Annotated in this window: 15 protein-coding genes; 7 read left to right on the forward strand and 8 right to left on the reverse strand. The window is 67.7% G+C overall.

Annotated features, from left to right (window positions below):
• Positions 1-75: 75 nt before the first annotated feature.
• The 5 genes from aspS to MKK50_RS22740 all read right to left on the reverse strand — a co-directional run bounded on the left by aspS (position 76) and on the right by MKK50_RS22740 (position 5,947).
• Positions 76-1,890: an aspartate--tRNA ligase gene (aspS, locus tag MKK50_RS22720; protein ID WP_499025430.1), complete on the reverse strand. Its 1,815-nt coding sequence runs from the start codon at positions 1,888-1,890 to the stop codon at positions 76-78.
• Between the two features lie 89 nt (positions 1,891-1,979).
• The gene (gene bioB / locus MKK50_RS22725; RefSeq protein ID WP_499025432.1) at positions 1,980-3,005 is read right to left on the reverse strand and encodes a biotin synthase BioB; all 1,026 of its coding nucleotides are present in this window, start codon (positions 3,003-3,005) and stop codon (positions 1,980-1,982) included.
• Positions 3,006-3,047: 42 nt separating this feature from the next.
• Positions 3,048-4,259: a tetratricopeptide repeat protein gene (locus MKK50_RS22730; protein WP_499025433.1), complete on the reverse strand. Its 1,212-nt coding sequence runs from the start codon at positions 4,257-4,259 to the stop codon at positions 3,048-3,050.
• Between the two features lie 27 nt (positions 4,260-4,286).
• Positions 4,287-5,057 carry an alpha/beta fold hydrolase gene (locus MKK50_RS22735; protein ID WP_499025435.1) on the reverse strand — a complete coding sequence of 257 codons (771 nt, stop codon included), beginning with the start codon at positions 5,055-5,057 and terminating at the stop codon, positions 4,287-4,289.
• A 5-nt stretch (positions 5,058-5,062) separates the two neighbouring features.
• Positions 5,063-5,947: a fumarylacetoacetate hydrolase family protein gene (locus MKK50_RS22740; protein ID WP_253369957.1), complete on the reverse strand. Its 885-nt coding sequence runs from the start codon at positions 5,945-5,947 to the stop codon at positions 5,063-5,065.
• 268 nt (positions 5,948-6,215) lie between these two features.
• Between MKK50_RS22740 and MKK50_RS22745 the strand changes: the two genes are divergently transcribed.
• The gene (locus MKK50_RS22745; protein WP_499025438.1) at positions 6,216-7,541 is read left to right on the forward strand and encodes an OmpP1/FadL family transporter; all 1,326 of its coding nucleotides are present in this window, start codon (positions 6,216-6,218) and stop codon (positions 7,539-7,541) included.
• A 55-nt stretch (positions 7,542-7,596) separates the two neighbouring features.
• Here the strand turns inward: MKK50_RS22745 and MKK50_RS22750 are convergent, their stop codons facing one another.
• Complete coding sequence (locus MKK50_RS22750; protein ID WP_499025440.1) at positions 7,597-8,397, reverse strand: prephenate dehydrogenase/arogenate dehydrogenase family protein; 801 nt, start codon at positions 8,395-8,397, stop codon at positions 7,597-7,599.
• A 392-nt stretch (positions 8,398-8,789) separates the two neighbouring features.
• On the opposite strand from MKK50_RS22750, the gene MKK50_RS22755 reads away from it, so the two are divergent.
• Entirely contained in the window at positions 8,790-11,231 is a 2,442-nt protein-coding gene (locus MKK50_RS22755) for a bifunctional diguanylate cyclase/phosphodiesterase (RefSeq protein WP_499025442.1), read from the forward strand.
• A 92-nt stretch (positions 11,232-11,323) separates the two neighbouring features.
• On the opposite strand, the gene MKK50_RS22760 is transcribed toward MKK50_RS22755, so the two are convergent.
• A complete protein-coding gene (locus tag MKK50_RS22760) occupies positions 11,324-12,967 on the reverse strand; it encodes a B12-binding domain-containing radical SAM protein (RefSeq protein ID WP_253369950.1) in 1,644 nt (547 codons plus the stop codon).
• Between the two features lie 757 nt (positions 12,968-13,724).
• Here MKK50_RS22760 and MKK50_RS22765 point away from each other — a divergent pair.
• Positions 13,725-15,266 (forward strand): porin, encoded by a 1,542-nt coding sequence (locus MKK50_RS22765; RefSeq protein ID WP_499025444.1) that lies wholly within the window; start codon positions 13,725-13,727, stop codon positions 15,264-15,266.
• 45 nt (positions 15,267-15,311) lie between these two features.
• Here the strand turns inward: MKK50_RS22765 and MKK50_RS22770 are convergent, their stop codons facing one another.
• Positions 15,312-15,461, reverse strand: coding sequence for a hypothetical protein (locus tag MKK50_RS22770; protein WP_499025446.1), 150 nt, complete (start codon positions 15,459-15,461; stop codon positions 15,312-15,314).
• A 675-nt stretch (positions 15,462-16,136) separates the two neighbouring features.
• Between MKK50_RS22770 and rplJ the strand changes: the two genes are divergently transcribed.
• The 4 genes from rplJ (at position 16,137) to rpoC (ending at position 25,879) form a co-directional block, all read left to right on the forward strand.
• Positions 16,137-16,655, forward strand: a complete 519-nt coding sequence (gene rplJ / locus MKK50_RS22775) for a 50S ribosomal protein L10 (protein ID WP_499025448.1) — start codon at positions 16,137-16,139, stop codon at positions 16,653-16,655.
• Between the two features lie 57 nt (positions 16,656-16,712).
• Positions 16,713-17,090 carry a 50S ribosomal protein L7/L12 gene (gene rplL / locus MKK50_RS22780; RefSeq protein WP_003597539.1) on the forward strand — a complete coding sequence of 126 codons (378 nt, stop codon included), beginning with the start codon at positions 16,713-16,715 and terminating at the stop codon, positions 17,088-17,090.
• 262 nt (positions 17,091-17,352) lie between these two features.
• The gene (gene rpoB, locus MKK50_RS22785; protein WP_499025450.1) at positions 17,353-21,483 is read left to right on the forward strand and encodes a DNA-directed RNA polymerase subunit beta; all 4,131 of its coding nucleotides are present in this window, start codon (positions 17,353-17,355) and stop codon (positions 21,481-21,483) included.
• A 178-nt stretch (positions 21,484-21,661) separates the two neighbouring features.
• Positions 21,662-25,879, forward strand: a complete 4,218-nt coding sequence (rpoC, locus tag MKK50_RS22790) for a DNA-directed RNA polymerase subunit beta' (protein ID WP_499025451.1) — start codon at positions 21,662-21,664, stop codon at positions 25,877-25,879.
• Positions 25,880-25,921 lie beyond the last annotated feature (42 nt).

The following is a 25,921-nucleotide window of genomic DNA, read 5'->3' on the forward strand; positions in this document are numbered from 1 at the left end:
GAGAGGCCGCGTCCCTGGATCGCTTCGCAGTCACTCGCGATGACGGCGGTGCCAACCGGAGCAAAGCGGTTCCGATCAGCCCTTTTTCTCGGGCAGGTTCAAGCGGATGTGCAGCTCGCGGAGTTGCTTGGCCGTCGCCTCGGCGGGCGCGCCCATCATCAGGTCTTCGGCGCGCTGGTTCATCGGGAACAGCACGACCTCGCGGATGTTCGGCTCCTCGCACAGCAGCATGACGATGCGGTCGACACCCGGCGCGATGCCGCCGTGCGGCGGGGCGCCGAGGCGCAGCGCGTTCAGCATGCCGCCGAACTTCTCCTCCAGCACATCCTTCCCATAGCCCGCGATGGCGAAGGCCTTCTCCATCACGTCGGGGCGGTGGTTCCGGATCGCGCCCGAGGACAGCTCGATGCCGTTGCAGACGATGTCGTACTGGAACGCCTTGATCCCGAGGATCTCTTGGGAGTCTTCCTCGCCGAGGGCGAGGAATGCATCGCGATCATAGTTCGGCATCGAGAACGGGTTGTGGGAGAAGTCGATCCGCTTCTCCTCCTCGTTCCACTCGTACATCGGGAAATCGACGACCCAGCAGAAGGCGAACTGATCGGTGTCGGAGAGCTTCAACTCGTCGCCGATGCGGATGCGTGCCTTGCCGGCGAGCGCCGCCGCCTTCGCCTCGGTGCCGGCGGCGAAGAACACGGCGTCACCGGCCTTGGCGCCGGCCTTCTGCGCAATCCGCGCCTGGATGGCGGCGGGGATGAACTTGGCGATCGGCCCCTTGCCGGTGAGCGCCCCGCCCTCCTCCTCGAACACGATGTAGCCGAGGCCCGGCGCGCCTTCCGAGCGGGCCCAGTCGTTGAGCTTGTCGAAGAACGAGCGCGGCTGGCCGGCCGCCCCGGTGGCGGGGATGGCACGCACCACGCCGCCCGACTTGATGACGCCCTTGAACGCCTTGAACTCCACCGCGTCGTCGGCGAACTCGTCGGTGACGTCGGCGATGATCAGCGGGTTGCGCAGGTCCGGCTTGTCGACGCCGTATTTCAGCATCGCGTCGGCATAGGTGATGCGCGGGAACTCCCCCGTCACGCGCTTGCCGCCGGCGAATTCCTCGAACACGCCGCGCAGCACCGGCTCCACCGCCTGGAACACGTCCTCCTGCGTGACGAAGCTCATCTCGATGTCGAGCTGGTAGAACTCGCCCGGCGAGCGGTCGGCGCGGGCGTCCTCATCGCGGAAGCAGGGGGCGATCTGGAAGTAGCGATCGAAGCCCGCGATCATCGTGAGCTGCTTGAACTGCTGCGGGGCCTGCGGCAGCGCGTAGAATTTTCCGGGATGGACGCGGGACGGCACCAGATAGTCTCGGGCACCCTCGGGGCTTGAGGCCGTGAGGATCGGCGTCTGAAATTCGAAAAAACCGCCCTCGCGCATGCGGCGGCGCAAGCTGTCGACGATCGCGCCGCGCTTCATGATGTTGGCGTGCAGCTTCTCCCGGCGCAGATCGAGGAAGCGGTACTTGAGCCGGGTCTCTTCCGGGTATTCCTGGTCGCCGAAGACGGGCAGCGGCAGCTCGCCCGCGGGCCCGAGCACTTCGAGATCGTCGATATAGACCTCGACGCTACCGGTCGGCAGCTCGGCGTTCTCGGTCCCACTGGGCCGCGTGCGCACGCGGCCGTCGATGCGGATCACCCACTCGGAGCGTGCGGTCTCGGCCGCCTTGAAGGCGGGCGAGTCGGAATCGATCACGCACTGCGTCAGGCCGTAATGGTCGCGCAGGTCGATGAAGAGCACGCCGCCATGGTCGCGGATACGGTGGCACCAGCCGGACAGGCGGATGCTCGCGCCGACATCGGACGGGCGGAGCGCCCCGCAGGTATGGGTACGGTAACGGTGCATGGCGGGCTCTTGAGAATGAGCCGGCACCATTCACGGGAGGCGTTTCAAGTCAAGGCGAGGGCCGGCTTGCCGTGCCCCTTGCCGTGCCCCTACTCCGCGGCGGCCAGCGTCACCTCGGGCACCGGCACGCCGATGTCGCGCAGCAGCTCGGCGTCGGCGTCGGCCTCGTTGTTGGCCGTGGTGAGCAGGCGCTCGCCGTAGAAGATCGAGTTGGCGCCAGCCAGGAAGCACAGGATCTGCGCCTCGCGGGTCAGGCTCTTGCGGCCGGCGCTGAGGCGCACGCGGGCTTTCGGCATGACGATGCGGGCGGTGGCGCACATCCGCACGAGGGCGAGCGGATCGATCGGCGGCCGGTCCTCCAGCGGCGTGCCCTCGACGGCAACGAGCGCGTTGATCGGCACGCTCTCCGGGTGCGGCGCGTGGTTGGCCAGGACCAGCAGCATCTCGGCCCGGTCGCGCACCCGCTCCCCCATCCCGACGATGCCGCCGCAGCAGACGCCGATGCCGGCCTCGCGCACATGCTCGAGCGTCTGGAGCCGGTCGTCGTAGGTGCGGGTCGAGATGATGTCGCCGTAGAATTCCGGGCCGGTATCGAGGTTGTGGTTGTAGGAGGTGAGGCCGGCCTCGGCGAGGCGCTGCGCCTGACTCTGGGTCAGCATGCCGAGCGTCACGCACGCTTCCATGCCGAGGCCGCGCACGCCGCGCACCATCTCCAGCACCGCGTCGAAATCCGGCCCGTCCTTGGGCTTGCGCCACGCCGCGCCCATGCAGAAGCGGTGCGCGCCGTTGGCCTTGGCGGCGGCGGCCTCCTTCAGGACGGCCTCGACCGGCATCAGCCGCTCGCGGGGTAGGTTCGCGCCCTTGTGGTGGGCCGATTGCGGGCAATAGGCGCAATCCTCGGGGCAGCCGCCGGTCTTGATCGACAGGAGCGCCGCCCGCTGGATGTCGGCGGGGTCGTTGTGCGCCCGATGCACGACGCCCGCCCGATGCACGAGATCGAGCAGCGGCATGTCGTGGATCGCCTGGATCTCGGCCAAGGTCCAATCATGCCGGATGGCGGCGGAGGCCGGGCTAGGGGCCGAGGAAGCGGTGAGGGAGACTACGGTGTCGCTCATGGGCCTCTTTGAGGGCGAAGGCGCGGGAAAAATCAAGCCTGACTACGCGAACGGCACCCCGGCCCGCCGCATCCCCTCGACGAACCGGTCCTTCCCGACTGAGGGCCGGTAGAGCCGCATAGCGCGACTGGCCCGGTAGGTCGGTTCCAGCGCCATGAAGCGGGCGGCGGCGGTTTCGGCCTCCGCCTGCCGGCCGAGCCAGGCGAGGCTCGCGGCGCGGACGCGGTGGGTGCTGGTCCAGGTCGGGTCTTCCGCCATCGAGCGGTCGAGCCAAGCCAGCGCCTCCTCGTGCGCGCCGGCCATGCACAGAGCGAGGCCAAGGCCGGAATCGAAGCGGAAGGTGTTGGGATCGAGCGGGCTCTGTCGCTTGGCCGCGCGAAAATGCGTCGCGGCCCAATCTGCCTCGCCGACGTAGCAGCGCACCCAGCCGCTGCGCTCGTAGGCGGCGGCGCTGTTGGGGTTGAGGGCGAGCGAGCGGTCGAGCAGGGCCAGCGCCGTGTCGTAATCCTGGGCCAGGAAGGCAAGGGTGTGCCCAGCCATCATCAGCACCGCCGGGTCGCCGTCGTCGCGCTCCAGGGCGAGGCGGGCGAGGCGCGCGCCCTCAGCGCAATCGGCCGCCGCATCCGTGCCCCAACCCTGCACCACGAGGTTGGTGTAGCACTGCGCCAGCAGCGCGTAGGGCAGGGGATGCTCCGGCACGAGACGGCGCACGGCCTCGATCGAGGCAATGCGCAGGCGCACGCTCTCGGCGCTCGGCATGGCGTGGTTCGAGTAGGCCGACAGGAACGGCCCGTAGACGCCGGCATCGAGCGGCGGCCCCACCCGCTCTGGCGATGCGTCCTGGGGCAGGTCCGGCGCGACTGTCGCCACCGTGGCGGCGACGATCCGGCTGCGCAGGGCGTGGAGGGCGCCTTCGTCCTCGTCGAGATCCTGAATCCAGAGCGGCGCATCGGCTGCCGTCCGGTGCAGCCGGGCCTGGACCCGCAGGCGCGTGCCCGCCCGCGCCAGCGAGCCGGTGAGGATGTGCGCGACGCCGAGCCGTCCGGCGGCCTCGTCCGGGCGTACGGCGCGGCCCTTGAAGGTGAAGGCGGAGTTGCGCGCGCTCACGAACAGGCCGGGGGTGCAGGCGAGCGCATCGGTGACGTGCTCGGACAGCCCCTCGGCCAGGGCCTGCGTGTCGAAATCGCCGTCGGGATCGGCGAAGGGCAGCACGGCGACCGAGGGCCGGTCCGGCAGCGGCAAGGAACGTGTCACCGAGGGTGTCGCCATGGCGCGGGGCTTTTAGATCACGCCCCGCTGGCGCAGGATGGCCTCGAAGCCGGCCGCGTCCTCCAGGAAGCCGAAATGGCCGCCGGGCAGGGTGGCGACGTCGAGCCCGGTCAGGTCGCCGGCATGACGGGCGTAGAGGTCGCGCGAGAACACGTCGGCCTCGCCGAAGACGAGGGTGAGGCGGCTCGTATGGGCCGCCACGATCCCGCGCTGGTCGTCGTCGCCGAGGCTCGCCGAGACGCCGTGATAGACCGCCGGCACCAGGGCGAGGTCGAGATCCGGCAGGTCGGTCTCGCGCCCGCAATAGGCCGGCAGCAGGATCGTCATGACGGCGCGGCCGGCCTCGGCGTCGGTCCGCGCCATGAGCGGTGCGGCCCGGCCCATCGCCTCGGGCGAGAGCCGGGCGAACAGGGCGGCCATCGCTTCTTCGCGCCCGGCACGGGTCGGCGGGGCAGGGTGGAGCAACACGACGCGGGCGATGCGCCCGGCCGGCAGGCGATCGAGAAGGGCGAGGGCGAGCCACGCCCCCCAGGAATGCGCGACGAGGCTGACCGCGCCCTCCCCCGCGCGCCCGGCGACGAAGGCAAGGGCCGCGTCGCGCACGCTGTCCGCGGTGACGGGGCCGGGAGCACCGGATTCACCGCATCCGGGCTGCTCGAAGAAGGACCAATTCGCGGCAAAGTCCGTGCGGCGCAACGGATCCGCGGCGTAGGCGACCGGCAGGCCGGGGCCGCCGCCGAGGAAGACGACCGGACCGGGCCGGTTCTGCAGGGCGGCGGTCATCGTCGTCAGTTCGTCGGTTCGCCGGCGGCGACCTTGGCGGTCCAGTCGTCGAAGGCCACGACGCGCTGGCGCTGCTCGCCGAGACCGTCGATGCGCAGCACCATCTCGTCGTCGCTCCTGAGGTAGCGCGGCGGCTTCATGCCGAGGCCGACCCCCGGCGGGGTACCGGTGGTGATGACGTCGCCGGGCTCCAGCATCATGAAGTGCGAGACGTAGGCCACGATCTGAGCGACGTCGAAGATCATCGTCGCGGTCGAGCCCGTCTGCATCCGCTGCCCGTTGAGGTCGAGGCTCATCGCGAGGTTCTTCAGATCCGGGATCTCGTCGAGGGTGACGAGCCAGGGGCCGAGCGGGCCGAAGGTCGGGCAGCCTTTACCCTTGGTCCAGGTGCCGCCGCGCTCCATCTGGAATTCGCGCTCGGACAGGTCGTTGCAGATGCACACGCCCGCCACGTAGCGCAGCGCCTCGTTGGCGTGGACATAAGAAGCGCGGGCGCCGATCACTACGGCCAGCTCCACCTCCCAGTCGGTCTTGGCCGAGGCTTTCGGCAGGATCACCGTGTCGTTGGGGCCGACGATGCAGGAGGGCGCCTTGTTGAACACGATGGGCTCGGCCGGGATCGCGGCCCCGGTCTCGGCGGCGTGGTCGGCGTAGTTCAGGCCGATCGCCACGAAGTTGCGCGTGCCGCCGACGCAAGGGCCGAGGCGGGTATCGGGCGGCAGCAGCGGCAGGCTGTCGGGGTCGATCCGCGCGAGCCGGTCGAGCGATTCCCGCGAGAGGCCCGGTCCGGCGAGATCGCGCAGGGTTCCCGACAGGTCGCGCAAGCCGCCCTTCGCGTCCACGAGGCCCGGCTTTTCGTCACCGCTCGCTCCGTGCCGGATCAACTTCATCGTCGGCGTCTCCGTCCTGCTCGAGGCTCGCCCAAGGGGGCGAGAGCATGGCCGCGACCGATCCAGGGTGCAAGCGGCACCGGGCGACCGCATCCAACGCACGGGCACAGGGATGACCCCGGTTCCGTGACATAAATTCCTCAATTGATATATAATTCAGTTTTCGGTTTTCTCCCCCCTGGACCGAACGTGCACGATCCTCTTCCATCACGGATGGGACTTGGGTCGCTAAACTTGGGTCGATAAGAAGACACTTCGGAGAAAACGAATGACTGGGGGGACGATCCGCGCGCTCGGGCTCGCGGGGGCAGTCGCGGCCGCTTCGGTGGTGGGCGCGACAGGGGCGCAGGCCGGTGCCTTCGGGCTGCGCGAGCAGAGTGCACAGGGGTTGGGCGTCGTCTTTGCGGGCGCGGCCTCGGGCGGGGCGGGCGTCTCGTCGATCTTCTGGAACCCGGCGACGGTGACGATGCGGCCGGGTTTCGCCAGCGAGCAGAGCCTGACCTTCGTCAACCTCTCGGGTGAAATCACGCCGACGGTGGGCACCGCGCCGGGCCTGCTGCCCTTCGGCTCCTCCGGCGAGATCGGCCAGGGGGCGGTGCTGCCTTCGGGCGCGACCTCTTACCAGCTCACCGACCGGCTCTGGGTCGGCATCCAGACCGGCGCGCCCTACGGCCTCGTCACCAAGCCGCGTCAGGATTGGGCCGGCTCCCCCTATGCCCGCTCCTCGCGGATCTTCTCCCTGGCCTTCAACCCGGTGGTCGGCTTCAAGGTCAACGACTGGCTGTCCGTCGCCGCCGGCCCGAGCATCGAGTATTTCCGCCTGACCCTGCGCCAGGCGGTGCCGGTGCCCGGCGTCTTCCCGGGCCTCTACCCGTCGGGCTTCCTCAAGGGCGAGTCCTGGGGCGTGGGCTTCACCGCCGGTGTGCTCGTCACCCCCGCCGCCGGCACGGCGATCGGCGTCGGCTACCGCTCCTCGGTCCACCACGACATCGAGGGCTCGATCGGCTTCCCCGATCCGCGCCAGGCCATCGCCCTGGGGCAGGTGAGGGCCAACCTCAACACGCCCGAGAAGGTCAGCGTCGGCCTGACCCAGGCGATCAACCCGGTCACCCGGATCCAGCTCGGCTTCGAGTGGGACAACTGGTCGAGGCTCGGCGACGTCGGCATCGTCTCGCGGGCCCTCGGGGTGACGGTCAACCACCTGCCGCTCAACTTCAAGGACTCGTTCTTCTACTCGATCGGTGCCGAGTACGACTGGTCGCCGAACCTGTCCCTTCGGGCCGGCTTCGGCTACGACAACGTGCCGATCGATTTCTCGAACCGCTCGGCACGCCTGCCCGACAGCGACCGCTACGTCGTCTCGATCGGCGGCAGCTATCGCTGGAGCGAAAAGGTGCTGCTGACGGCCAGCTACGCCCACGCCTTCTTCGACCGTGGGCTTCTGCAGGCCGGGCCGGGCCGCGACTACAACGTCGGCAACATCCCGCTCGCGGCCACCACCGACGTCAGCGCCGACGTCGTCTCGGTCGGGTTCCGCTACCACTGGGACACCCCCGCCGCCGTCGCCCCGGCCCCGCTGGTGCGCAAGTTCTGATCGGCTGATCGGACGCGACATGCCCCGCGCCAGTCCGGCGCGGGGCATGTCGATTCTACGAGGCGAGCCGGACCGGCTCGGCGGTCATCGCATCACCTGCCAACTCGGCATCGAGTTGGGCGGCCAGCGCGAAGAAGCGCTGCCGCACCTGCGCCGCGTGCGGGTTCGCGCGCTCGATGGCATGGAACACGTCCGGGGCATCGTCCCGCACCATGCCGACCGCCTGCATCAGCAGATCGAAGCTGCGCGTCGTCATCCGCGTCGGCAGCGGCTCCATCGCCACCAGCACCTTGGCGATCAGGTGGGTCAGCCCCTGAACCGAGGCCATCGCCCGGTCATGCGCCTCCGGCGTCGTCAGGATCACGTCGAGCCCGAGCCCGCGCCGCAGGAAGGCCGCCGCCCTGAAGGCGCCCCGTCCGCGGATCGGGCAGACCGCGATCTTCAGGCCCCGGATGCCGTCGCCCGCGCTCTGCGGCCCGAACAGCGGATGGGTGGCGAGGATCTCGACATCGGCCGGCAATCCCGCCGCCAGGATCGCGGCGGGCCCCGTCTTCACCGAGCCGACATCGATCACCAGCGTACCCGGCCGCAGATGCGGGGCCAGCGCCCGCACCGCCTCGCCGAGGCGCGCCACGGGCGTGGCGAGGATCACCACGGGGCAGGACGCCACATGCCGCAGGTCGGCGGCGACCGCCTCCGACCCCACCTGTGCCGCGACCGTCTCGGCCGGCAGGTAGGGATCGTGGATCGTCAGGCTGGCATGCGGCGCGAGATGGCGGGCGATCAGGCGGCCGAAGGCACCGAAGCCGACGAGGCCGACCGACGGGCGGGGAGCGGGAGGATGCAGGGCAGACACGGTGTGACCTCGGAAAGTGGGCGAGGCCGGCGGTCCGTTGCGGGATGTTTCCTGATCCTCAGCCGCCGACGACGCAGCGGCTGAAGACATGACGAGTCCGGTGCCGCTTAAGGGAGCGGCGCGCGATACGACTCGGAGAGGAAGAAGCCCGTCATGATGGCGCGGCTCTACGGCAGGCGCAGGTCCGCTGTCAAGCAGCGCATTTGAACGGTTGCGTTATGATGCCATGAAGGAAATATTTTGATGCGAACATGGAGGTCATTTCATTATATAATCTAGGTTAATATGTGAATTCTCGATATAAATACGATAAAATTGAGCGGAATGCTGGCAACATCACCTTAAGGAGCGAGGCCTAAGCCGGCCTTTGGTCGTTGGGCTCACCGTTCCTCATGTTCAAAATCGTCGCCTGTGTCGTCGGCCAGCACGATTTCGGCCTCGTCGCCGTTTCGGCTGGGATCTGTCTGCTCGGCTGCTTCTCCACCGTGACTCTGATGGCCGAGGCCGCAAGGGCCGAGCGCCGGTCGGTCGCCCCCTGGCTGATCGCGGCGGCTTCCGTGTTCGGCTGCAGTGTGTGGTCGTTGCACTTCGTGGCGATGCTGGCCTTTCAGCCGGGTGCGCAGGCGGCCTACGGCCTCCTTCCCACCGCGGCCTCGATCGGGATCGCGGTGGCCGGAGCGCTGATCGCCCTCATGATCTGGTGCCGGGCGGCCCACGACCCGCTCAAGGTGGCGGCGGCCGGCCTCGTGCTGGCGGCGGCGATCTCGGGCATGCACTATGCCGGTGTGAGCGCGATGGCGGCCAGCAGCCTGCTCGCCTTCGAGGAGGTCTATATCCATGCCTCGCTCGGGCTCTGCGCGACCCTGGGGGTGATCGCCCTCGCCCGGGCCGGGGATCTGACCGGACTCGGCCGCCGCATCGAGGTCACCCTGTGGCTGGGGCTCGCGATCTGCGGCCTGCACTTCACCGGCATGACGGCGCTGACCGTCGCCCCCGCCGCCCCGTTGGCGGAGGGCGGTGCCGTCCTCGGCTCGACGCAGCTCGGCCTCGCGGTGGGGCTCGTGAGTCTCGCCGTCCTCGCCGCTGGGCTCACGGCGCTGCTGATGCAGCGGCATCTCATGCGCTGCCGCACGGATGAGCTCAGCCGCATGCGCCTGCTCGCCAACCTCGCCCACGAGGTGCTGTTCATCCACCGCGAGGGCCGGGTGGTCGAGATCAATCAGGCGGGCCTGCGCCTGTTCGGAACCACGGCCTCCGAGATCATCGGCCGGCCGATGCTCGACCTGTTCGCGGAGGCCAGCGCTCCGGCTCTGCTGCGGCGCAGCCGTTGCCGCCCGGAGGAGCTGCTCCCCGAGGAGTTCGAAGTCCGCGCCGCCGCCGGCCTCGCCGTGCCGGTGGAACTCTCCTGCCGCGCCATCGAGTATCTCGGCCGGCCCGCCACGGCGGTGGCCCTGCGCGACCTCAGCCGACGCCGCCGCGACGAGGCACGCATCCGCCACCTCGCCCTGCACGACGCCCTGACCGACCTGCCCAACCGCACCCTGCTGGAGGAGCGCCTGGGGCTCGCCCTGGAGAATGCAGCCGAGAACGGGACGAGCGTGGCCCTGGCCTATCTCGACCTCGACCGCTTCAAGCCCGTCAACGACGTGCACGGCCACGCCGCGGGCGACGCCCTGCTGGTCCAGGCCGCCAAGCGCATGCTGGCCGAGCTGCGCCCGACCGACACCCTCGCCCGGATCGGCGGCGACGAGTTCGTCATCGTGCTGGCCCATACCCGCACCCTCGCACAGATCGCCGAGACCGCGGAGCGACTGGTCGCAGCCCTCGGCCGCCCGTTCCAGATCGAGGGCCGGATCGAGGGCCTGCGCGTCGAGATCGGCGCCTCGGTCGGCATCGCTCTCTATCCCAGCGACGGCAGCACTGCCGAGAGCCTGAGGCGCGCCGCCGACACCGCCTTGTACCGGGTCAAGGACGAGGGCCGCGGCGCTGTGCGGTTCTTCGAGGCCGCGATGGACGAGCAGCTTCAGGCGCGCCGCCGGATCGAGCACGAGCTGAGCGGCGCGATCCCGCGGGGCGAGCTGCGGCTCGACTACCAGCCGATCGTCAACGGCCGCACCGGCGAGATCGAGACCTTCGAGGCGCTGATCCGCTGGCACCATCCCGAGCGCGGATGCGTGCTCCCCGCCGACTTCATCCCGCTCGCCGAGCAGACCGATCAGATCGCGCGGATCGGCACCTGGGTGCTCGACACCGCCTGCGCCGCGGCCGCCGGGTGGCCGCAGCCCTGGCGGGTCTCACTCAACGTCTCGCCGAAGCAGTTCCGCCAGCCGGGCTTCGCGGCGGGCGTGGCGGCGGTGCTCGGCCGCCACGGGCTTCCGCCGGGGCGGCTGGTCCTGGAGATCACCGAGAGCGTGTTCATCCACGATCCGGCGATGGCGGTGGAGGTGCTCACCGCCCTGCGCACCCTCGGCGTGCGCCTCGCGCTGGACGATTTCGGCACGGGCTATTCGTCCTTGAGCGACCTGCAGCGGTTCCGGTTCGACACGATCAAGGTCGATCGGTCCTTCGTGCGCCGCCTCGGGCAGCACGCGGACGCCCTGACGATCGTGCGCGCGATCACCCATCTCGGGCACAATCTCGGCCTCAAGGTCACGGTCGAGGGCGTGGAGACGCAAGAGCAGCTCGCGGTTCTGCGCGAACTCGGTTGCGACCAGATGCAGGGTGACCTGTTCGCCCGGCCCGCTCCGATGACCAACCTGTCGGAGACCGGTCCCTCGGATCGGGCGCGGCTGCAGGTCTTGTTCTCGGACGAGGCCGCCCGGGCCTGCGCGTGAGGATGGGCGGACGCGACGGTCCGCCCATCCTCGATTGGCTTGGCCTCAGGAGGCGATGACGAGGCCCCCTGTCGGGAAGGCCGCAGAAGCGCTCAGGCCGCTTCCCGCTCCGGCGCCAGGCGGCGGCGGGCGTTCTCCCACCAGCTCCGCTCGCGCTGCGCCTCGGCTTCCGCCGCCTTGGCGGCATAGAACGAGGCGTTGTGCTCGCCGCGCAGCGCCTCGCGCGTGAAGCGGATCAGGTGGTGGGCGACGAAGCCCATGTTGAACACCGCCTCGATCTGCCCGCGCTTCAACGCGTGGCCCGCCGCCCGCCAGAACGGCCGGCGGTAATCGGAGAACAGCCCCACCCGGGTGATGATGTTGAAGCCCAGGATCAGGCCACGGCGCAGGTTGGTCTTGGTGAGCTTGCCCTTGGTCGGCGTGACGATGCGGTTGCCGTAGGTCACGTCGCACTGGTGCTTGAACCGCTCGAACAGGTGCTCGGGGGTGTAGGCGTGGGCGATGGCCCGGCGCCAGGAATTCACCACCGTGTCGTGCGGGCGCTTGAACAGCACGTTCGATTCGAGGCTGGCGTCATGCAGGAGCCGGCCCTCGCGCTCCAGCCGGTCCCAGAGCGGCGTCTTGGGCAGGGCCTGGAGCAGGTTGATCGTCAGCACCGGGATCGCGGACTTGTCGATGAAGTCGATCAGGTTCTGCTCGGACTTGTCGGAGTCCGAGTCGAGGCCGAGGATGATGCCGGAGGTCACCTCCAGCCCGTACGAGTTCAGCGTCTCGATCGCCTCGTACATCGGCACGGCGGCGTTGTGGGTCTTGTCGATGCCCTTGAGCGCGTCGGCCTCCGGCGTCTCGATGCCGACGAACACCGTCATGAAGTTGGCCTGCCGCATCAGCTCGAGGATCTCGGGCTGCTTGGCCATGTTCAGCGTCGCCTCGCAGGCGAACTGGAGCGGGTAGTTGTTCTTCTTCTGCCACGCCACGAGATGCGGCAGCATCTCGCGGGTCGCCTTGCGGTTGGCGATGAAGTTGTCGTCGACGAAATAGACCACCGCCGGGTGGCCGGGCTGGCTGATGATCGCGTCGAGTTCGGCGCACATCTGCTCCGGGCTCTTCAGCCGCGGCTGGCGGCCGTAGAGCTGCGGGATGTCGCAGAACTCGCAGCGATACGGGCAGCCCGACGAGAACTGGAGCGAGCCGATCAGGTAGCGCTTGAGCGGCGCGGACTCGTAGGCCGGGGCCGGGAAGTCGGACAGCGCCAGCCGGTCCTTGGTGTCGAGCACGACCTGGGCCGCCGGACGCGACAGGTCACGGTCGAGGATCTCGATCAGTCGGTCGGTGGCGTCGCCGATCTCGCCGACATGGAGATAGTCGAAGTCCGGGTACTTCTCCGGCGCCCCCGACACCGAGGGACCGCCGAGCACCGCGACCTTGCCGGCCGCGTGCGCCCGCCGACGGATGTCGTGGATCTGGCCTTCCTGGATGTGCATGCCCGACACGAACACCGCGTCGGCCCAGGCGAAATCCTGAGCCGAGGCCGGCCGGATGTTCTCATCGATGAAACGGCATTCCCAGGATTCGGGCATGTAGGCCGCGATCACCAGGAGGCCCTGGGGCGGCATGAACGCCTTCACCCCGCCCATCAGCGGATAGGCGTGGGAGAATGTCCCGAAGGACGGCGTGTAGGCGGGGAAGACGCACAGGATGCGCCGACGGGAGGAGATGGGAAGAGAACAACGCATGGTCCCTATCTAGCACAGCCCGCCGCGTTGGCGTCCCCTCTTTGGCGCGACACGATGCTTGTCGGCACGTCTCTTCGCCTTCCAAAATAAAGTCCCCCCGCATGACGGGCGCGCCTCCGCCGGACGAGCCCGGCCACCCGGCGACGAGATCCCGCCGATGCGGCTTCGAGGACACATCCGGGCATCGAAGCGGCATCGGAGGAGGCGGCATGCGGCGGGTGCATGCGGAGGGCCGCCCAATCCGGTGACATCCGCGCCCGCCGAAGCAGGCCCGTGACGATTCCGTCTTCTGCAGCCGTGATCATGGGGGGCTCGCGCAACCTGTTCGAGCAAACGGCGCCTGAAAACGCTGGCCAATCCAGATAGCGCAATGATACAATAAACCACAATATGACGTCACTTTTATGACGGAATAAGCTTGAAAATAACAGGATTAAGCGGCGGGGTCGGACGTAATATAAATAATGAGCGTCGTATATCCTCAAGTTTTGCCGAGAATTACTTTTAATCCTTCCAGTCCGGTGCTATCGGCCAAGCATGGCTGTGGGACGCGCCGCCGGGATCGCTAAGCGATTGAGCCGACTAACGACTTCGCCGGTCTCCACGCCCTCCCGGGTGTGCACGGCGAGGACGGTCGGTTCGGCTGACCGGGATGCGTGCCGCGCTTGACGATTTGCAACCGAAGGCTGGGCGCATTCCGGCACAACACGGCGACCGTCATCACGCCGGCCCGGAATGCGGCAAAGGGGTTCGAGAGATGAAACGACGTCTTCTGACCGCACTGCTCTTATCGAGCGCCCTGGTGCTGCCAGTCGCGCAGGCTCAGGCCCAGACCGTCGCGGAGCTGCAGCGCCAGATCAACGAGCTCAAGGCGATGATCAAGGCGCAGGCCGAGGCGCAGGGCAGGGGGGGGCGGCGCGTCGGTGCCGTCGTCGCCACGCGGCCGGCGAATGCCCGCACCACCGATGCCGGCACCTTCCCGGCGGCCGGCCGCCCGATCGAGTCCGCGGTGGCGCAGCCGGCCGTGCCCGGCCCGGTCCCGCACCGCTTCGCCCTCGACGAGCCGGAGACATGGTACGACGCGCTGGTGCCGCCCTCGCCCGAACTGCTCGCGGATGATCCCCGCTATGCGGGCCGGCCCAAGACTTGGTTCGAGCGCCTGTCGCTGCGAGGCTACACGCAGTTGCGCGGCAACGAGTTCCTCTCGGGCGACGACACCGCCCCGGCCGGCATCTCGCGCCTGCGCTCGGTCCACGACAGCGGCATCACCGACCGCAACAACTTCACCTTCCGCCGGGTGCGCCTGATCCTGCAGGGCGACATCCACGAGCGGGTGTTCCTCTACATCCAGCCGGACTTCGCGGTGAACGTCGGGAACCAGGCCGGCACCGAGTCGCGCCAGCACTTCACGCAACTCCGCGACGCCTATGCCGACGTGTTCCTCGATGACGAGCGCCGCACCCGCCTGCGCTTCGGCCAGCAGAAGGTGCCCTTCGGCTGGGAAAACCTGCAATCCTCGCAGAACCGTCTCACGCTGGACCGTTCCGACGGCATCAACAGTGCCATCCCCGGCGAGCGCGACATCGGCATCACCTACTACTACACGCCCTGGCACGTGCAGCGCATCTGGGACCGTCTGGCCAAGGGCGGCCAGAAGCTGTTCGGCAATTACGGCGCTTTCGGCGTCGGCATCTACAACGGCCAGACCATCAACCGGGTCGAGGCCAACAACGACCTGATGACGGTGGTGATGGCGACCTGGCCGTTCGAGCTCGACGGGCTCGGCGAGGCGTTCAAGGGGCAGGTGCTGGAGGTCGGCGGCTCGGCCTACCGCAACCGCTTCCGGCCCGAGACGACCTTCGGCACCACCACCACCCTGGGCAACTCCTTCGACGACGAGCGCGTCGGCCTGCACGCGATCCTGTACCCGCAGCCCTTCGGCCTCCAGGGCGAGTGGAACTGGGGCCGTGGCCCCGAATGGGACCCCATCGCCCGGGCCGTGCAGACCAAAGCGCTCCAGGGCGGCTATGTCCAGGCGATGTACAAGGTGGACCATTCGCCGGTCGGCCCGTTCATGCCCTACATCCGCTGGCAGACCTACGACGGCGGCTGGAAGGTCGGGACGAACGCGCCGCGCCTCGACACCGACGAACTGGAACTCGGCGTCGAGTTCCAGCCGATCAAGTCGGTGGAGCTCACCCTGGCCTACGCCAACATGAAGCGCCGCGAGGCCAGCAGCAGCCGCGTCGGCCGGGCCGAGGGCGACCTGTTCCGCGGACAGCTCCAGATCAACTACTGATCCCGGAGCGGGTGCTCGAGCGAGCCGTCCCAAGCGGTTCGGGGCTCAGGCCTCGGACCGCTTCGACAGCACCGAGGCGCGGCTTGCGCCCTTCCCGCCCTCGGTGTCCGGGTTGCGCAACTCGCGCATCCCGGGCAGGTGGCCGTCCACGAGGAACACGAACACCACCAGAGCCAACAACACCTTCGAGGCCATCGCCCGACAGATCCCCTGCTTTTGTGCGCTGCGGTGTAAGGCCGCCGCGCCGTGGCCGGGGATGCGCTGGCGCACACGGGCCACGCGCCGCGGCGGACGCGGCGGGGACAGAGTCAAGGATCGGTTAAGGCGAGGGCGTGCCCCCGGTCGGGGACAAGGCCCGCCCCCGCTCGCTCGGGCCTTCGTCTGCATCCTTGCCTGCGACGGAAAAGTCGCATTGCGGGACTTGGCAGGCGGCTTGCACGCCGCTATAGACCGCGCTCCACGATTTCAACCATTGAAAGGGATCGGCCTATCGGTCGGTTTCCATTCGAGATGCCGTTCGGGCAACCGGACGGTGATGGCCGGAATGGTCTTGGAGCTTCCGCTCCGAGCGCCGTTTCCGGCTATGTCCTGTCCGAGACTGCAGGCGCCGGGCGACCGGCTTAATCGGCGACAGCCTGCACAGACGGGGAAGACCGAATTTCTCTACGTCTCCCATCGGGGCCGACAGGCACCGGCGGAAGACCTCGGTTTGAACCAATCTCACCCGCGAGGGGCCGCTTGAGGCGCTTCAAAGGGACAGGGCCGTGAGACGTCGTCCGCGACGGGTCCGGCTTCTACGCCGAGATCCGTTCCGGGCGGCAAGTGCAACCGGCGGGCCTGTCTCAGGTTCCGCCAACCGGAGAGAGCACAGTGGACCGGACAGCTAAAGCTGATCTCGTCTCGACGCTCAACGGCGTGTTCAACGCGAACGCCGTCGTCGTCGTGGCCCACTACAAAGGCCTCACGGTCGCCGACATGCAGAAGCTGCGCTCGCAGATGAAGCAGGCCGGCGCCACCGTGAAGGTCGCCAAGAACCGGCTCGCCAGCATCGCTCTCGATGGCACGGACGTCGCCTCCATCAAGCCCCTCCTGAAGGGCCCGACCCTGCTCGCTTATTCGAGCGATCCGGTTGCGGCCGCCAAGGTTGCGGTGGACTTCGCCAAGACGAACGACAAGCTCGTGATTCTCGGCGGTGCCATGGGAACGACTGCCCTGAACCCGGACGGCGTGAAGGCGCTCGCCTCGCTCCCGTCCCTCGACGAACTGCGCGCCAAGCTCGTGGGCCTCATCCAGGCTCCCGCGACCAAGATCGCTCAGGTCGTCAACGCGCCGGCGGCCAAGCTCGCCCGCGTGTTCGGGGCCTATGCCAAGAAGGACGAGGCGGCCTGAGCCGTTTCTCCCCCATAAACCGACCCGTTCAAACCGATACACCAAAGGAACACGCACATGGCTGATCTCGCCAAGATCGTCGAGGACCTCTCCTCGCTGACCGTTCTCGAGGCCGCCGAGCTCGCCAAGCTCCTCGAAGAGAAGTGGGGCGTCTCGGCTGCTGCCGCCGTCGCCGTCGCCGCTGGCCCGGCCGCCGGTGCTGGCGCTGCCGCCGTCGAAGAGCAGACCGAGTTCACGGTCGTGCTCGCCTCCGCCGGCGACAAGAAGATCGAGGTCATCAAGGAGGTCCGCGCGATCACCGGCCTCGGCCTCAAGGAAGCCAAGGACCTCGTCGAGGGCGCGCCCAAGCCCGTCAAGGAAGGCGCGACCAAGGACGAGGCCGAGAAGCTCAAGGCCCAGCTCGAGAAGGCCGGCGCCAAGGTCGAGCTCAAGTAATCCGTCGATGGGCCGGTACCGGCCCATCGCATCCGGCGCACGCTCCCTTGGAGCTGCGCCGGCCAGACGCCCGTGGGCTCCGGCTCGCGGGCTAACGCTGCTTCGGGCGGCCGTCGTTCCTGAGGGCAGGAATGGGCGGCGAACGGAGACGAATTCGGTTCGGGTGGGCTGATCGTCCGGCGGGACGGCCCTTCGGGCCCGGTGATGGGAGGCGGTCCGCCTTCCCCGGGCACCCTACGCTGAGGTGGTGGAGCGAGGTCTCATGGCCAATACGCTGGTCGGTCGCAAGCGCATTCGCAAGTTCTTCGGTAAGATCCGGGAAGTCGCCGAGATGCCGAACCTCATTGAGGTTCAAAAGGCGTCCTACGACCAGTTCCTGATGGTGGACGAGCCCGAGGGCGGGCGGGCCGACGAGGGCCTGCAGAGCGTCTTCAAGTCGGTCTTCCCGATCTCCGACTTCGCCTCGACGGCGCTGCTCGAGTTCGTGCGTTACACCTTCGAGCAGCCGAAATACGACGTCGATGAGTGCCGCCAGCGCGGCATCACCTTCGCGGCCCCGCTCAAGGTGACGCTGCGCCTCATCGTGTTCGATGTGGACCCCGATACCGGCGCCAAATCCGTCAAGGACATCAAGGAGCAGGATGTCTACATGGGCGACATGCCGCTCATGACGGATAACGGCACCTTCATCGTCAACGGGACCGAGCGCGTCATCGTCTCGCAGATGCACCGCTCGCCGGGCGTGTTCTTCGACCACGACAAGGGCAAGACGCACTCGTCCGGCAAACTGCTGTTCGCCGCCCGCATCATTCCGTATCGCGGCTCCTGGCTCGACGTCGAGTTCGACGCCAAAGACATCGTGCACGTGCGGATCGACCGCAAGCGCAAGCTGCCGGTCACCTCGCTGCTGTTCGCGCTCGGCCTCGACGGCGAAGAGATCCTCTCCACCTTCTACAACCGCGTCGCCTACCAGCGTGACGGGGCGGATTGGCGCGTGCCGTTCGACGCCGAGCGTCTCAAGGGCTTCAAGGCCTCGGTCGATCTCGTCGACGCCGATTCCGGCGAGGTCGTGCTGGAGGCGGGCAAGAAGCTCAACGCCCGCAACGCGCGTCTGATCGGCGAGAAGGGCACCAAGTTCCTGCGCGCCGCGGACGAGGATCTGATCGGTCAGTATATCGCCGAAGACCTCGTCAACATGAAGACCGGCGAGATCTGGGCCGAGGCCGGCGACGAGATCTCGGAGAAGATGCTCAAGGCGCTCGACGACGTCGGCGTCACCGAGATCCCCGTGCTCGACATCGACCACGTCAATGTCGGTCCCTACATCCGCAACACGCTGGCCGTGGACAAGAACTCGGCCCGTGAGGGTGCACTGTTCGACATCTACCGGGTCATGCGTCCCGGCGAGCCGCCGACGCTCGACACCGCCGAGGCGATGTTCCACTCGCTGTTCTTCGATTCCGAGCGCTACGACCTCTCGGCGGTCGGCCGCGTGAAGATGAACATGCGCCTCGACCTCGACGCCGCCGACACCGTGCGGACGCTGCGCCGTGAGGACATGCTCGCGGTCGTCAAGGCGCTGGTGGATCTCCGCGACGGCAAGGGCGAGATCGACGACATCGACCACCTCGGCAACCGCCGGGTCCGCTCGGTCGGCGAGTTGATGGAGAACCAGTACCGTCTGGGCCTCCTGCGGATGGAGCGCGCCATCAAGGAGCGCATGTCCTCGGTCGATATCGACACGGTGATGCCGCAGGATCTCATCAACGCGAAGCCCGCCGCGGCTGCGGTGCGCGAGTTCTTCGGCTCGTCGCAGCTCTCGCAGTTCATGGACCAGACCAACCCGCTCTCGGAAGTGACGCACAAGCGCCGCCTCTCGGCGCTTGGCCCGGGCGGTCTGACCCGTGAGCGCGCCGGCTTCGAGGTGCGCGACGTGCACCCGACCCATTACGGCCGCATCTGCCCGATCGAGACGCCGGAAGGCCCGAATATCGGCCTCATCAACTCGCTCGCGACCTTCGCCCGCGTGAACAAGTACGGCTTCATCGAGACGCCGTTCCGCCGGGTGAAGGACGGTGTGGTGACCGACGAGGTCGCCTACCTCTCCGCCATGGAAGAGGCGAAGTACTACGTCGCCCAGGCCAATGCCGGCATGGACGAGGGCCGCAAGCTGACGGACGACCTCGTGGTCTGCCGCCGCGCGGGTGAGGTCATCGTGGTCGCCCCCGACCGCGTCGATCTCATGGACGTGTCCCCGAAGCAGCTCGTCTCGGTCGCCGCGGCGCTGATCCCGTTCCTCGAGAACGACGACGCCAACCGCGCCCTGATGGGCTCGAACATGCAGCGCCAGGCGGTGCCGCTGGTTCGCGCCGACGCGCCCTTCGTCGGCACCGGCATGGAGGCCGTGGTCGCCCGCGATTCCGGCGCCGCCATCGCCGCGCGCCGCTCCGGCATCGTCGATCAGGTGGACGCCACCCGTATCGTCATCCGCGCCTCGGAAGAGACCGACCCGACCAAGCCCGGCGTCGACATCTACCGCCTGCAGAAGTTCCAGCGCTCCAACCAGTCGACCTGCATCACGCAGAAGCCGCTGGTGCGCGTCGGCGAGCCGGTGAAGAAGGGCGAGATCATTGCCGACGGTCCCTCGACCGAGTTCGGCGAACTCGCGCTCGGCCGCAACGTGCTCGTCGCGTTCATGCCGTGGAACGGCTACAACTTCGAGGACTCGATCCTGCTCTCCGAGCGGATCGTGAAGGATGACGTGTTCACCTCGATCCACATCGAGGAATTCGAGGTGATGGCCCGCGACACCAAGCTGGGTCCGGAAGAAATCACCCGCGACATCCCGAACGTCTCGGAAGAGGCGCTCAAGAACCTCGACGAGGCCGGCATCGTCTATATCGGCGCCGAGGTGCATGCCGGCGACATCCTCGTCGGCAAGATCACGCCGAAGGGCGAGAGCCCGATGACGCCGGAGGAGAAGCTCCTGCGCGCCATCTTCGGCGAGAAGGCGTCCGACGTGCGCGACACCTCGCTCCGGGTTCCCCCGGGCGTGACCGGCACGATCGTCGAGGTGCGGGTGTTCAACCGCCACGGCGTCGACAAGGACGAGCGCGCGCAAGCCATCGAGCGCGAGGAGATCGAGCGTCTCGCCAAGGACCGCGACGACGAGCAGACCATCCTCGACCGCAACACCTATGCGCGTCTCGCCGAGGTGCTGATCGGTCAGTCGCCGATCGCCGGCCCGAAGGGCTTCCGCAAGGACACCACGCTGACCCGCGAGAGCATCAGCGAGTATCCCCGCTCGCAATGGTGGCAGTTCGCCGTCGTCGACGACCGTCTGATGACGGAAGTCGAGGCGATGCAGAAGCAGTACGACGAGTCGAAGAAGCGCCTCGAGCAGCGCTTCCTCGACAAGGTCGAGAAGCTGCAGCGCGGCGACGAGCTTCCGCCCGGCGTCATGAAGATGGTCAAGGTCTTCGTGGCGGTGAAGCGCAAGATCCAGCCCGGCGACAAGATGGCCGGCCGCCACGGCAACAAGGGTGTCGTGTCGCGCATCGTGCCGATCGAGGACATGCCGTTCCTCGAAGACGGCACGCATGCCGATATCGTGCTCAACCCGCTCGGCGTGCCCTCGCGCATGAACGTCGGCCAGATCCTGGAAACCCATCTGGGCTGGGCGGCTGCGGGCTTGGGTCGCAAGGTCTCCAAGGCGGTCGATGCCTATCTGAAGACGCAGGACATCGCGCCGCTGCGGACCGAGATGGAAGCGATCTACTCCCCGTCCGAACTCGAAGGGCTGTCCGACGAGGCTCTGGCGGAGGCCGGCAACAATGTCCGCCGCGGCGTGCCGATGGCGACACCGGTGTTCAACGGCGCCAAGGAAGCCGACATCGAGACGATGCTGGAGATGGCCGGGCTCGACCGCTCGGCGCAGTCGACCCTCTACGACGGTCGCACCGGCGAGCCCTTCGACCGTAAGGTCACCATGGGCTACATCTACATGCTGAAGCTGCACCACCTCGTGGACGACAAGATCCACGCGCGCTCGATCGGCCCGTACTCGCTCGTCACCCAGCAGCCGCTGGGCGGTAAGGCGCAGTTCGGCGGCCAGCGCTTCGGTGAGATGGAGGTCTGGGCGCTGGAGGCCTACGGCGCGGCCTACACGCTGCAGGAGATGCTCACGGTGAAGTCGGACGACGTGGCCGGCCGCACCAAGGTCTACGAGGCGATCGTCCGCGGCGACGACACGTTCGAGGCCGGCATCCCCGAATCCTTCAACGTGCTCGTCAAGGAGATGCGCTCGCTCGGCCTCAACGTCGAGCTCACCTCCTCCAAGCAGCAGCAGGCGGCCAACGACCAGATCGAGCCGCCGGCCGACGCCGCCGAGTAACGACCGCCATCACCTCCCGCGGCGGTGCCTTTCCCGAGGCACCGCCGCGGTCGAGCAGGAAGGGGCAGGGCCTTCCGACGCATGACGACGGCCAGCGGCGCTCCGGACGAGCGCGGCGCCATGAGGATCAAGCCGTGACTGCCCAGGCGCGGGGCAGCCGGCGAGCAAGGAGCGGATCATGAACCAAGAGGTCATGAACCTTTTCAATCAGCAGGCCCAGCCGCAGAGCTTCGACCAGATCAAGATCTCGATCTCGTCGCCCGAGAAAATTCTGTCTTGGTCCTACGGCGAGATCAAGAAGCCCGAGACGATCAACTACCGTACCTTCAAGCCCGAGCGTGACGGCCTGTTCTGCGCGCGCATCTTCGGGCCGATCAAGGATTACGAGTGCTTGTGCGGCAAGTACAAGCGCATGAAGTACAAGGGTGTCATCTGCGAGAAGTGCGGCGTCGAGGTCACCCTCGCGCGCGTCCGCCGCGACCGCATGGGCCATATCGAGCTGGCCGCCCCCGTCGCCCACATCTGGTTCCTGAAGTCGCTTCCGAGCCGCATCGGCCTGCTGCTCGACATGGCGCTCAAGGATCTTGAGCGGATCCTGTACTTCGAGTCCTACGTCGTCATCGAGCCGGGCCTCACCCCCCTGAAGGAGCGTCAGCTCCTCTCGGAGGAAGAGTACCTGCGCGCGCAGGAGGAGTACGGCGAGGATTCGTTCACGGCGATGATTGGCGCCGAGGCGATCCGGCGCATTCTGATGGAGCTCGACCTCGAAGGGATCGCGACCTCGCTCAAGGAGGAGATCGCGACGACGACCTCCGAGCTGAAGCCCAAGAAGCTGATGAAGCGCCTCAAGATCATCGAGGCGTTCCAGCTCTCCGGCAACAAGCCCGAGTGGATGATCCTGACGGTCGTGCCCGTCATCCCGCCGGACCTGCGCCCGCTGGTCCCGCTGGACGGCGGTCGCTTCGCCACGTCCGACCTCAACGACCTCTATCGCCGCGTCATCAACCGCAACAACCGCCTCAAGCGGCTGATCGAGCTGCGCGCGCCGGACATCATCATCCGCAACGAGAAGCGCATGCTTCAGGAGGCGGTCGATGCGCTGTTCGACAACGGCCGCCGCGGCCGCGTCATCACGGGTGCCAACAAGCGTCCGCTGAAGTCGCTTGCCGACATGCTGAAGGGCAAGCAGGGCCGCTTCCGCCAGAACCTGCTCGGCAAGCGCGTCGATTACTCGGGCCGTTCGGTCATCGTGGTCGGCCCCGAGCTGAAGCTGCACCAGTGCGGCCTGCCGAAGAAGATGGCGCTGGAACTATTCAAGCCCTTCATCTACGCGCGCTTGGACGCGAAGGGCTTTTCCGCGACCGTCAAACAAGCGAAAAAACTCGTCGAGAAGGAGAAGCCCGAGGTCTGGGATATCCTCGATGAGGTCATCCGCGAGCATCCCGTCATGCTCAACCGCGCGCCGACGCTGCACCGCCTCGGCATCCAGGCGTTCGAGCCGAAGCTGATCGAGGGTAAGGCGATCCAGCTTCACCCGCTGGTCTGCGCCGCGTTCAACGCCGACTTCGACGGCGACCAGATGGCCGTGCACGTCCCCCTGAGCCTCGAGGCTCAGTTGGAAGCGCGCGTCCTGATGATGTCGACCAACAACATCCTGCACCCGGCCAACGGTCAGCCGATCATCGTGCCGAGCCAGGACATCGTCCTCGGCCTCTACTACCTCTCGATCGTCGCCGACGGCTCGGTCGGCGAGCACAAGGCCGACGACAAGAACAACCCGATGCAGGGCGTGTTCGGCGATATCGGTCAGCTCGAGCATGCGCTCGCGGCCAAGTCCGTGTCGCTGCACTCGAAGATCAAGTGGCGCTGGCGCGGCCTCGGCCCCGATGGCGAGCCCGTGTCCCGGATCTACGACACCACCCCGGGCCGCGTGATCCTGTCCGGCGTGCTGCCGATGCACCCGAAGGTGCCTTTCGACGTCGTCAACAAGCTGATGACGAAGAAGGAGATCTCGGCGATGATCGACACCGTCTACCGCCACTGCGGTCAGAAGGAGTCGGTGATCTTCTGCGACCGCATCATGGCGCTCGGCTTCAGCCACGCGTTCAAGGCCGGCATCTCGTTCGGCAAGGACGACATGGTCGTGCCGGAGAACAAGTGGTCGATCGTCGACGACACCCGCACGCTCGTGAAGGATTACGAGCAGCAGTACAACGACGGCCTGATCACCCAGGGCGAGAAGTACAACAAGGTCGTCGATGCCTGGGCCAAGTGCTCGGACAAGCTCGCCGCCGAGATGATGGGCCGGATCTCCGCCGTCCAGAAGGACGAGAACGGGGCCGACAAGCAGGTCAACTCGATCTACATGATGAGCCACTCGGGCGCCCGTGGTTCGCCCGCGCAGATGAAGCAGCTCGCGGCGATGCGTGGCCTCATGGCCAAGCCGTCGGGCGAGATCATCGAGACGCCGATCATCTCGAACTTCAAGGAAGGCCTCGACGTTCTCGAGTACTTCAACTCTACCCACGGCGCCCGTAAGGGTCTCGCGGACACGGCGTTGAAGACCGCGAACTCGGGCTACCTGACGCGTCGTCTCGTCGACGTGGCGCAGGACGCGGTCATCCGCGAGGTCGATTGCGGCACTACCAACGGCATCAAGATGCGCGCCATCATCGATGCTGGCCAGGTCGTCGCCCCGCTCTCCATCCGTATCCTGGGCCGCGCCACGGCCGAGGATCTGGTGGCGCAGGACGGCACCGTCATCGTCAAGACGAACGAGACGATCGAAGAGCGTCACCTGCCGGCGATCAACGCCGCCGGCATCCAGGAGGTGAAGATCCGCTCGGTTCTGGTCTGTCAGACCAAGAGCGGCGTCTGCGCCACCTGCTACGGGCGCGACCTGGCCCGCGGCACGCCCGTCAACATGGGCGAGGCCGTCGGCGTCATCGCGGCGCAGTCGATCGGCGAGCCGGGCACCCAGCTCACCATGCGTACCTTCCACATCGGCGGCGCGGCGCAGATCGCGGATTCGTCCTTCGTCGAGTCGAGCTTCGAGGGCACGATCAGGATCCGCAACCGGTCGCTGGCCAAGAACTCGGACGGCGACCTCATCGCCACCGGCCGTTCGGTCGCGGTGGTGATCGTCGGGCCGGACGGCGCCGAGCGGGCGGTGCACCGCCTGCAATACGGTGCCCGTGTGCGCGTGGACGAAGGCGACACGATCAAGCGCGGCCAGCGGATCGCCGAGTGGGATCCCTACACCCGTCCGATCGTCGCCGAGGTGGACGGCATCGTCGGCTACGAGGATCTCTATGATGGCCAGTCCATCACCGAGACCACCGACGAGTCGACCGGCATCGCCAAGCGCGTCGTCATCGATTGGCGCGGATCGTCCCGCACCTCCGACCTGAAGCCGGCCATGCTCGTGCTGGATCATGACGGCAAGCCGGTGAAGCTGGCTCGTGGTTCGGACGCCCGCTACTACCTGCCGGTCGATGCCATCATCGGTCTCGATCCGGGTGCGAAGGTGCGCGCCGGCGACGTGCTCGCCCGTGTCTCCACGGACTCGGCCAAGACCCGCGACATCACCGGCGGTCTGCCGCGGGTGGCGGAGCTGTTCGAGGCGCGTCGTCCGAAGGATGCGGCGATCATCGCCGAGAAGTCCGGCTCGATCGCCTTCGGCCGCGACTACAAGAACAAGCGTCGCCTGACGCTGACGCCGCACGACGGCTCCGATGCCGTCGAGTACCTGATCCCGAAGGGCAAGCACATCCACTTGCAGGACGGGGACGTGGTCGAACTCGGCGACTACATCGTCGACGGCAACCCGGCGCCGCACGACATCCTGGCGATCAAGGGCGTGGAGGAGCTTGCTGCCTACCTCGTCAACGAGATCCAGGAGGTCTACCGGCTCCAGGGCGTGTCGATCAACGACAAGCACATCGAGGTCATCGTCCGGCAGATGCTGCAGAAGGTGGAAATCACCGACGGCGGCGACTCCGACATCCTCACGGGCGATCAGATCGACCGCACCGAATTGGCCGACTTCAACGAGAAGCTCCTCGCCGAGGGCAAGAAGCCGATCCAGGGCGTGCCCGTCCTGCTCGGCATCACCAAGGCGTCGCTGCAGACGAAGTCGTTCATCTCGGCGGCCTCGTTCCAGGAGACCACCCGCGTCCTCACGGAGGCGGCCGTCAACGGCAAGGTCGATACCCTGGACGGCCTGAAGGAGAACGTCATCGTCGGCTCGCTCATCCCGGCCGGCACCGGCTCGCTCGCGGCGGATATCCGCTCCATTGCGCGCCGCCGCGACAACCTGATCCTTCAGCAGCGCTCCGCCGAGAACGCGGCCAACGCCGCCGAACTCAGCGAGCTGCCCCCGGCCGCGGCCGAGTAAGGCCCTCTCGAAACCGCCCCGTCCGGTGTCACGGACGGGGCG

It is taken from the genome of Methylobacterium sp. J-043, from assembly GCF_022829505.1.
GTDB lineage: Bacteria > Pseudomonadota > Alphaproteobacteria > Rhizobiales > Beijerinckiaceae > Methylobacterium > Methylobacterium extorquens_A.

Excerpts from the sequence above, each read along its gene's own strand:
- MKK50_RS22745 (WP_499025438.1), top strand. The coding sequence starts at position 6,216 with ATGACTGGGGGGACGATCCGCGCGCTCGGGCTCGCGGGGGCAGTCGCG.
- MKK50_RS22740 (WP_253369957.1), bottom strand. The coding sequence starts at position 5,947 with ATGAAGTTGATCCGGCACGGAGCGAGCGGTGACGAAAAGCCGGGCCTC.
- MKK50_RS22735 (WP_499025435.1), bottom strand. The coding sequence starts at position 5,057 with ATGACCGCCGCCCTGCAGAACCGGCCCGGTCCGGTCGTCTTCCTCGGC.
- aspS (WP_499025430.1), bottom strand. The coding sequence starts at position 1,890 with ATGCACCGTTACCGTACCCATACCTGCGGGGCGCTCCGCCCGTCCGAT.
- rplL (WP_003597539.1), top strand. The coding sequence starts at position 16,713 with ATGGCTGATCTCGCCAAGATCGTCGAGGACCTCTCCTCGCTGACCGTT.
- MKK50_RS22760 (WP_253369950.1), bottom strand. The coding sequence starts at position 12,967 with ATGCGTTGTTCTCTTCCCATCTCCTCCCGTCGGCGCATCCTGTGCGTC.
- bioB (WP_499025432.1), bottom strand. The coding sequence starts at position 3,005 with ATGAGCGACACCGTAGTCTCCCTCACCGCTTCCTCGGCCCCTAGCCCG.
- rpoB (WP_499025450.1), top strand. The coding sequence starts at position 17,353 with ATGGCCAATACGCTGGTCGGTCGCAAGCGCATTCGCAAGTTCTTCGGT.
- MKK50_RS22755 (WP_499025442.1), top strand. The coding sequence starts at position 8,790 with ATGTTCAAAATCGTCGCCTGTGTCGTCGGCCAGCACGATTTCGGCCTC.
- MKK50_RS22765 (WP_499025444.1), top strand. The coding sequence starts at position 13,725 with ATGAAACGACGTCTTCTGACCGCACTGCTCTTATCGAGCGCCCTGGTG.
- rpoC (WP_499025451.1), top strand. The coding sequence starts at position 21,662 with ATGAACCAAGAGGTCATGAACCTTTTCAATCAGCAGGCCCAGCCGCAG.
- MKK50_RS22770 (WP_499025446.1), bottom strand. The coding sequence starts at position 15,461 with ATGGCCTCGAAGGTGTTGTTGGCTCTGGTGGTGTTCGTGTTCCTCGTG.